Annotated in this window: 7 protein-coding genes and 1 other RNA gene; 7 read left to right on the top strand and 1 reads right to left on the bottom strand. The window is 35.2% G+C overall.

Features of this window, described 5'->3' with window-relative positions:
• The first annotated feature begins 339 nt into the window (after positions 1-339).
• From smpB to ACFWDE_RS02590, 7 genes are all read left to right on the top strand, one after another.
• On the top strand, positions 340-807 hold the full coding sequence (gene smpB / locus ACFWDE_RS02620; RefSeq protein ID WP_001123917.1) for an SsrA-binding protein: 468 nt from the start codon (positions 340-342) through the stop codon (positions 805-807).
• A gap of 126 nt (positions 808-933) precedes the next feature.
• Positions 934-1,288: a transfer-messenger RNA gene (ssrA, locus tag ACFWDE_RS02615) on the top strand.
• Positions 1,289-1,676: 388 nt separating this feature from the next.
• Positions 1,677-2,354, top strand: a complete 678-nt coding sequence (locus tag ACFWDE_RS02610) for a response regulator transcription factor (protein WP_377889835.1) — start codon at positions 1,677-1,679, stop codon at positions 2,352-2,354.
• 480 nt (positions 2,355-2,834) lie between these two features.
• A complete protein-coding gene (locus ACFWDE_RS02605; protein WP_002139176.1) occupies positions 2,835-3,848 on the top strand; it encodes a siderophore ABC transporter substrate-binding protein in 1,014 nt (337 codons plus the stop codon).
• Positions 3,849-3,867: 19 nt separating this feature from the next.
• Positions 3,868-4,884: an ABC transporter permease gene (locus tag ACFWDE_RS02600; protein WP_377889833.1), complete on the top strand. Its 1,017-nt coding sequence runs from the start codon at positions 3,868-3,870 to the stop codon at positions 4,882-4,884.
• On the top strand, positions 4,881-5,945 hold the full coding sequence (locus tag ACFWDE_RS02595; RefSeq protein WP_193646896.1) for an iron chelate uptake ABC transporter family permease subunit: 1,065 nt from the start codon (positions 4,881-4,883) through the stop codon (positions 5,943-5,945). The genes ACFWDE_RS02600 and ACFWDE_RS02595 overlap by 4 nt, the downstream gene beginning before the upstream one ends.
• A complete protein-coding gene (locus ACFWDE_RS02590) occupies positions 5,942-6,694 on the top strand; it encodes an iron ABC transporter ATP-binding protein (RefSeq protein WP_097832329.1) in 753 nt (250 codons plus the stop codon). Before ACFWDE_RS02595 ends, ACFWDE_RS02590 begins: the two co-directional genes overlap by 4 nt.
• A gap of 279 nt (positions 6,695-6,973) precedes the next feature.
• Here the strand turns inward: ACFWDE_RS02590 and ACFWDE_RS02585 are convergent, their stop codons facing one another.
• On the bottom strand, positions 6,974-7,495 hold the full coding sequence (locus ACFWDE_RS02585) for a cysteine hydrolase family protein (RefSeq protein WP_377889830.1): 522 nt from the start codon (positions 7,493-7,495) through the stop codon (positions 6,974-6,976).
• Between the last annotated feature and the right edge of the window lie 226 nt (positions 7,496-7,721).

Raw genomic sequence — 7,721 nt, 5'->3', positions numbered from 1 at the left:
AGGTCAGAAGCTCCATCCACCTCACATTCTGAGCGAGCCACTTTCGCTTTTTATGTAATCCAGCTACAGTGGCTAGAATGTTCGGTGGCTTCGCTTCTTCCCAGGAGGTAAAGAACGCCTCAAGGTCAGAAGCTCCATCCACCTCACATTCTGAGCGAGCCACTTTCGCTTTTTATGTAATCCAGCTACAGTGGCTAGAATGTTCGGTGGCTTCGCTTTTTCCCAGGAGGCAAAGGGCGCCTCAAGGTCAGAAGCTCCATCCACCTCACATTCTGAGCGAGCCACTTTCGCTTTTTGTTTACATTTGTTACAATGGTAAAAATAGAGGAGGGACGTTATATGCCAAAAGGTACAGGTAAGGTTATTGCACAAAATAAAAAAGCATTTCATGATTATTTCATCGAAGAAACATACGAAGCAGGGCTTGTCCTTCAAGGGACGGAAATTAAGTCGATTCGCGCTGGACGCGTGAACTTGAAAGATGCGTTTGCACGTATACATAATGGTGAAGTATGGGTTCATAATATGCATATTAATACGTACGAGCAAGGGAATCGTTTTAACCATGATCCGCTTCGTACGAGAAAATTACTTCTTCATAAAAAAGAAATTGATAAGCTAGCGGGAGCTGCAAAAGAAACGGGTTACGCATTAGTTCCACTTAGAATCTATTTGAAAAATGGATTTGCAAAAATGGCACTTGGTTTAGCAAAAGGTAAGAAACAATATGATAAACGTCATGATTTAAAAGAGAAAGAAGCGAAACGTGAAATTGCACGCGTGTTCCGTGATCGCCAAAAGATGTAATACAGATATTTACATTTGTAAAACGGCGCGCGTATGATATAATAACTTATGTAAGGTTGTTGTACATTGAAAAACAGCTCTTAGTAGCTATCACGATATTTTCTTCGTATGCTCCATTTTTATCATGGGGACGTTACGGATTCGACAGGGATAGTTCGAGCTTAGGTTGCGAGTCGAGGGGATCGGCCTCGTTAAAACGTCAAAGCCTATAATTGGCAAACAAAACAATCTTTCTTTAGCTGCTTAATTGCACTAAAGGTTCCTCCCTCCATCGTCCATGTGGTAGGGTAAGGGACTCAAACTAAGTGGACTACGCCGGAGTTCGCCGTCTGAGGGCGAAGGAAGAGAACAATCAGACTAGCAACTTGGAAGCCTGTCGATAGGCCGAAGAGTTTGCGAAATGCTAATATATCGACTACACTCGTAGAAGCTTAAGTGCCGATATTTTTGGACGTGGGTTCGACTCCCACCGTCTCCACCAATACATATTTGGTGGTTTTTTTATTTTATATGATATGAACCATAAGTTTGCCGGTTTGGCAAGCTTATGGTTCTTTTTGTTTTGTGGTTGTATAAAATGCTTAAGTTGATGGGGATGGGGCGGTACCCCTGAAACAGAAAGTGAAGAAATAGTTATTGATGATAAGCAGGTAGATACTATAGCTGCCCCTTAATGATTAAATAGCATTTATTTAAATCTTCATATATTTTGTGTTTTTATCCATATCTATTGTAAGATTGTATAGAGCTATTCTAATAAGCTGTTATAATGGCTTTTTTTAGGAATTTAATATTTATAAATCTTAAATTATTTTTTTTGGATAATTTTTTATCTAACTAAGTTATATTGAAGTAGAGGTGAACCATCGGTGAAGCAGGTGTTGGTAATTAAGAATGAACGGTCTTTTGCAAAGAAAATCGTAAGCGGTCTAACGCAAGAAGGCTATTTCATTTTAAAACTTCACAATGAAAACCAAGGTTTAAATATAATATATGAACAAGATTGGGATATTATCATATTGGATTGGGATTCATTAAGTATATCGGGACCAGAAATTTGCAGACAAATACGACTTGTTAAAACGACACCGATAATTATTGTGACCGACAATATTTCTAGCAAGGATTGCATAGCAGGGTTACAAGCAGGAGCAGATGATTATATAAGAAAACCATTTGTGAAAGAAGAATTAGTAGCGAGGGTTCAAGCTATTTTAAGGAGAAGTGACTGTATCCAGCAAAATGAGACAAACTTTTTTCAGTTTAAAGATCTCTTTGTTGATGCATCTAGCCATATTGTGAAAAAAGGTGGTAAAAATCTCTCGCTTACTAAGCGCGAGTACGATTTACTTGTATTTTTAATTAAGAATAAAAATACAATATTGAGCCGTGAAATGCTTTTGAATCAGGTTTGGGGGTATAACGTAGTAGTCAATCCAAATGTAGTAGACTTATATATTGGGTATGTAAGAAAAAAGTTAAAGTGCGAGAAGAAAGAGAGATATATTCAAACGATACATGGCAGAGGCTATTCAATGGTTGAATGATAAAAATAAGATAATAGGTAAAGTACAGTTTGTCATAATAGAAAAAACGAGTAAAACTATTTCATACAGTTTTACTCGTTTTTTCTATTAAACCTGATAATCAAATAGTTTCTGTGAAATATTAAAAGACGGAAACTATAAAAAGAAGATTGCTACCAGGCAATGGATTATGAAAAATTAGCTATTAATGGGCATTTTTTTGCAGTAGAAATCATGGTTTATAAGGTGCCCAATCTATTGATTAGTACGTGTGGGGGATGACTCTGGTGCGCATTAGATGAGACTGTATCTAATTTGTGTTTAGTTTTATTAACTCACACCATTCACAAGATTTTCACATAATTAATGACTATACTTATTAACAGGATATTCAAATGAAAATGATTATCAATAGCAATTTAGATGCATAAAGGTTACTATCTAATTTAATCTATGGACGTTATCATTTTCGAACTAAATTACATTATAAGGAGTATACGTATGAAAAAAACTATGCTTTTAAAATTAGTAAGTATTTTAGCAATTTTCACTTTAATGTTAGTAGCTTGCTCAGATTCAAGTAAGGAAACTTCGAAAGCTAATAAAGGTGATAGTAGTGATAAGCCAAAAACAGTTGAAATCACTGATGCACATGGAACTGTTAAAGTCCCTGTAAATCCAAAAAATGTAGTTGCTTTGGATAATAGAACTTTTGAAACTTTAGCTGATTGGGGAATTAAATTAGCGGCTGCTCCAAAGGATGTAATGCCTGCAGATTCAGCATATGTAAAGGATAGTAAAGTTCAAAATATTGGAAATCACCGTGAACCAAATCTTGAAATTATAGCAGCGGCAAACCCTGAACTTGTAATCGTTGGTCAAAGATTTGCTGGCCATTACGAAGAGATCAAAAAATTAGTGCCAAATGCAGCTGTTATTGATCTTAATGTTGATGTTTCTGAGAAAGCTACTAAGCCTGGAGAAAACTTAGTAAAAGGACTTAAAGATTCTACAATTTCTTTAGGGAAAATCTTTGATAAAGATAAAGAAGCTAAAAAATTAGTAGCTGATTTTGATAAATCTATTGAAAATGTAAAATCTGCTTATAATGGAAAAGATAAAGTTATGAGTGTTATCGTTACTGGTGGGAATATTGGTTTTGCTGCTCCTCACTCTGGTCGCGTTTGGGGACCAATGTATGAGATTTTCGGTTGGACTCCAGCACTAGAAGTGTCTAATTCTACTGCAGGTCATAAAGGTGATGACGTTTCTGTTGAAGCTATTGCACAAACAAATCCTGATTGGCTTTTCGTATTAGATCGTGATGCTGCAACATCTGATGCTGCTACTTCAGCTCCTGCTCAGGATGTTATTTCTAAATCACCTGCTCTTCAAAACACAACTGCTGTTTCTAAAAAACAAATTGTTTATGCACCAGCAGATACTTACACAAATGAATCAATTGAGACTTATATAGAGTTGTTTGGAAATATTGCAAAAACTTTAGCTAAGTAGTGTAAAGGAGTACGAAACAGTGTCAAAAAATATGATTTCTAGGGTTGAGAATATTTCTCAACCCCAGTTTTATAATCACAATAAAATATGGACAAAACCTTTTATAATAGCGATTATGATTGTTATAATTTTAGGGATTATATCACTGTTTACTGGAGTTTATGATATACGTGGACAAGAGGACGGAATGGAGATGTTTTTCATAACTCGTGTTCCGAGAACAGTAGCATTAATGCTTACTGGAGCTGCAATGGCGATGGCAGGGCTCGTAATGCAACTCATTACACAGAATCGCTTTGTTGAACCTACTACAACGGGGACTATTGAATGGTCAGGCTTAGGCCTGCTTTTTGTATATTTATTATTTCCTGCCCCGACTTTAGTTCAAAGAATGACTGGTGCAATCATTTTTTCTTTTATAGGAACTATGATTTTCTTTCTATTTTTAAGAAGAGTTAAACTTCGTTCGTCTTTAATTGTCCCGATTATCGGATTGATGCTTGGAGCAGTTATTTCTGCAGTGTCTACTTTTTTGGGACTCCTTTTTCAAATGACGCAAAGTATTGAAACTTGGTTTGTAGGTTCATTTGCTACCGTTCAGGTGGGAAGATATGAATATTTATGGCTGATTGTTATCGTTACTTTGCTTATTTTTATGTATGCTAATAGATTGACTCTAGCTGGACTAGGAGAAGATGTTGCAACAAGCCTTGGAGTTAATTACAATAGAATTGTTCTTTTTGGGACTGGCCTTATCTCTGTTGCAGTTGGAGTTGTTGCAGCTGTTATTGGAAACTTACCTTTCTTGGGATTAATTGTTCCAAACATTGTTTCAATGTTTAGAGGTGATGATCTTAGGAGTAATTTACCTTGGGTATGTGTGATCGGAATGGGGACAATAACTGCCTGTGACATCATTTCTCGAACAATTATAAAGCCTTTTGAAGTACCTGTTTCTTTAATACTTGCAACAGTGGGAGCAGTCGTGTTTATTACTATTTTATTGAGACAAAGAAAACCAAGGAGGCTACGATGATCACATTAGAATATAGAAATAAAAAAAATGTCGAAATCGATTCTAGCCTTCATAATGAAAGTAGATCAGCTAGTGCTTTTCGTTCTAAGAAGGAAGAAAGACGTTATTGGATTTTACTAATAACATTGATTGCTTTAGGCCTCCTTTCTTCATATGGACTTTTAGTTTATAACAATCCAGTTCCGATAGACTCACCTTCTTTTATCCCAGTTGTTAAGAGAAGGATAGTAGCTATTGTTGCAATGATTATTGCTGCAGTTTGCCATAGCTTGTCGACAGTTGCTTTCCAATCTATTACGAACAATAAGATTATTACTCCTTCGCTTTTAGGTTTCGAATCACTTTATTCAGCAATTCAAACGAGTACAATATTCTTCTTTGGTGCTAGTGCATTAATAAATTTTAGTGGAATTGGATCATTTTTATTTCAAGTTGTTGTTATGGTCTTCATGAGTTTGATACTTTATGGATGGTTACTTTCCGGTAAATACGGTAATTTACAACTTATGCTTTTAGTTGGAATTATTATTGGTACCGGGCTAAATTCTGTGTCAACTTTCATGAGAAAACTACTTGCGCCTTCAGAGTTTGATATTTTACAAGCAAGATTATTTGGTTCTGTTAATCATGCAGATTCTGCATATTTTCCTATTGTAATTCCTATGATCATAATTGTAGCAGTATTAATTTTTGCTCATGCTAAGAATTTGAATATATTATCACTAGGAAAGGATGTTTCTACTTCTTTTGGAGTTAAATATCAACCTAGTGTAATTTATACGCTTGTATTAGTTGCTATTTTGATGTCCATCTCAACAGCTCTAATTGGGCCACTTACTTTCTACGGCTTTTTAGTAGCAACTTTGAGTTATCAGGCGGCTTCAACTTATGATCATAGATATATTTTTCCAATGGCTTTTGCTATAGGATTTTTGATAATGACGAGTGCATACTTTTTAATGTATCATGTATTCCATGCTCAAGGTGTAGTTTCAGTTATTATCGAATTATTTGGTGGAATAATATTCTTAACTATAGTTTTAAGGAAGAGGGCTTTATGATAAAAATTGATAACGTTAAAAAGTTCTATACTGATAAGGTAAAAATAGGACCTTTAGATATTGAAATACCAAAAGCGGGCTTTACTTCTTTAATTGGACCAAATGGAGCTGGAAAGTCAACGACACTTTTGATGATTGGAAGACTCTTAGATATGGATGAAGGTCAAATTCAGGTAGCGAATATGGATGTTTCTGAATCCAAATCAAAAGACTTAGCAAAAGTTTTGACTATATTGCGACAAGAAAATCATTTTGTAACGAGGCTTACTGTTAGACAACTAGTTGGATTTGGGCGCTTTCCTTATTCAAAGGGAAGGTTAACTAAAGAGGACGAGGTTATTATTTCTAAATATATCGATTTCTTGGATTTAACTAATTTAGAGAATAGATATTTAGATGAGCTTTCTGGTGGTCAAAGGCAAAGAGCATATGTAGCGATGGTATTGTGCCAAGAGACTGAATATGTACTTTTGGACGAGCCTCTGAACAACCTTGATGTTGCTCGTTCTGTTCAAATGATGGAGCATTTGAGACGTGCAGCTAATGAATTCGGAAGAACAATTTTGACTGTTATGCATGACATAAATTTTGCTGCTAAATACTCTGACAAAATTTGTGCTATGAAAGATGGACAAATTGCTGCTTTTGGAACAGTAGAAGAGGTTATGGACCCAAAAATTTTGACAGATATTTTTGAAACAAAAATAGAAATTATCAATGGTCCTTATGGTCCGATCGCTGTTTATTAGTTACAAAATGTAAAAAATGAGTATGCAAAAAAACTAATAGAAAATCAAATTATATATTGTAGCTTGCGTAAATCATGCCAGCTACTCTAGTTGAAGTTGCTGTCTGTATTTTATAGGCAGTAGCTTTTTTTAATGCGATTGCCCATGATAACTCTTAATGTTTCTGGCTGCTCGTAACAGTCCCACAGGTATTTTGCGACGCTTTGAACGCTCGGATGGTGACGTAGGGGAATTATTATCTTCTGGCTTGGTTAGCGCTCACAATCTAACACAATTGTGTTAGACAAAGTAAATATCACCAAACTTTAATACGCTCATGATCGATTGATGAGTGTGTACTGCTGGGATTAGATTTCCTTGGAATTCTAAATCTTTTGTTGTACAAGCATCTTCAATTACAACACATTGAAATCCTAAATCACTGGCAGCGCGTACTGTTGCATCAATACATACATGAGTCATCATACCGCAAATGACTAGTTGCTCTATTTTCTCTTCTTTTAATATTTGTAATAAATTTGTTCTTAAAAAACTGTTAGGATGATGTTTTTGTATGACTCTTTCAGTAGCAATCGGTTGTACGTCATCATGAATTTGAGCCCCTACTGTCTCGGGTAAGAAGAAAGTAGCCCATTCATTGTTCGCAATATGTTGTACGTGAATAACTGTTTTATGTTTTTCACGAAACACTTTCAATACTTCCGTCGCTTTTTGTACGGCTTTTTCAGGCTGATGTAATTCCATATTGCCGCCTTCAAAGTAATCATTTTGTATGTCGACTAATAGTAACGCTTCGTTCATAGTAAATCCCCCCACACTTATTTATACAGCATGTTATTTGTACTGTACCGTTATTATATAAAGTGCAAGTATGTGGAAGTAATAACGTCATGAAACGATTTTGACGTATATAGTTTCATGGTGTAAAAAGTAAAAATTGGTATGGTAACAATAATCAAAAAGAGAAATATGAATATTATCTTTTTAATTCACTATTAAATCCATCTAATTCTTCTTTTTATAATTA

The organism is Bacillus sp. NPDC060175 (genome assembly GCF_042728695.1).
Lineage (GTDB): Bacteria > Bacillota > Bacilli > Bacillales > Bacillaceae_G > Bacillus_A.
The sequence above is the reverse complement of the archived record's forward strand: the minus strand, read 5'-3'. Positions and strand labels throughout refer to the sequence as shown.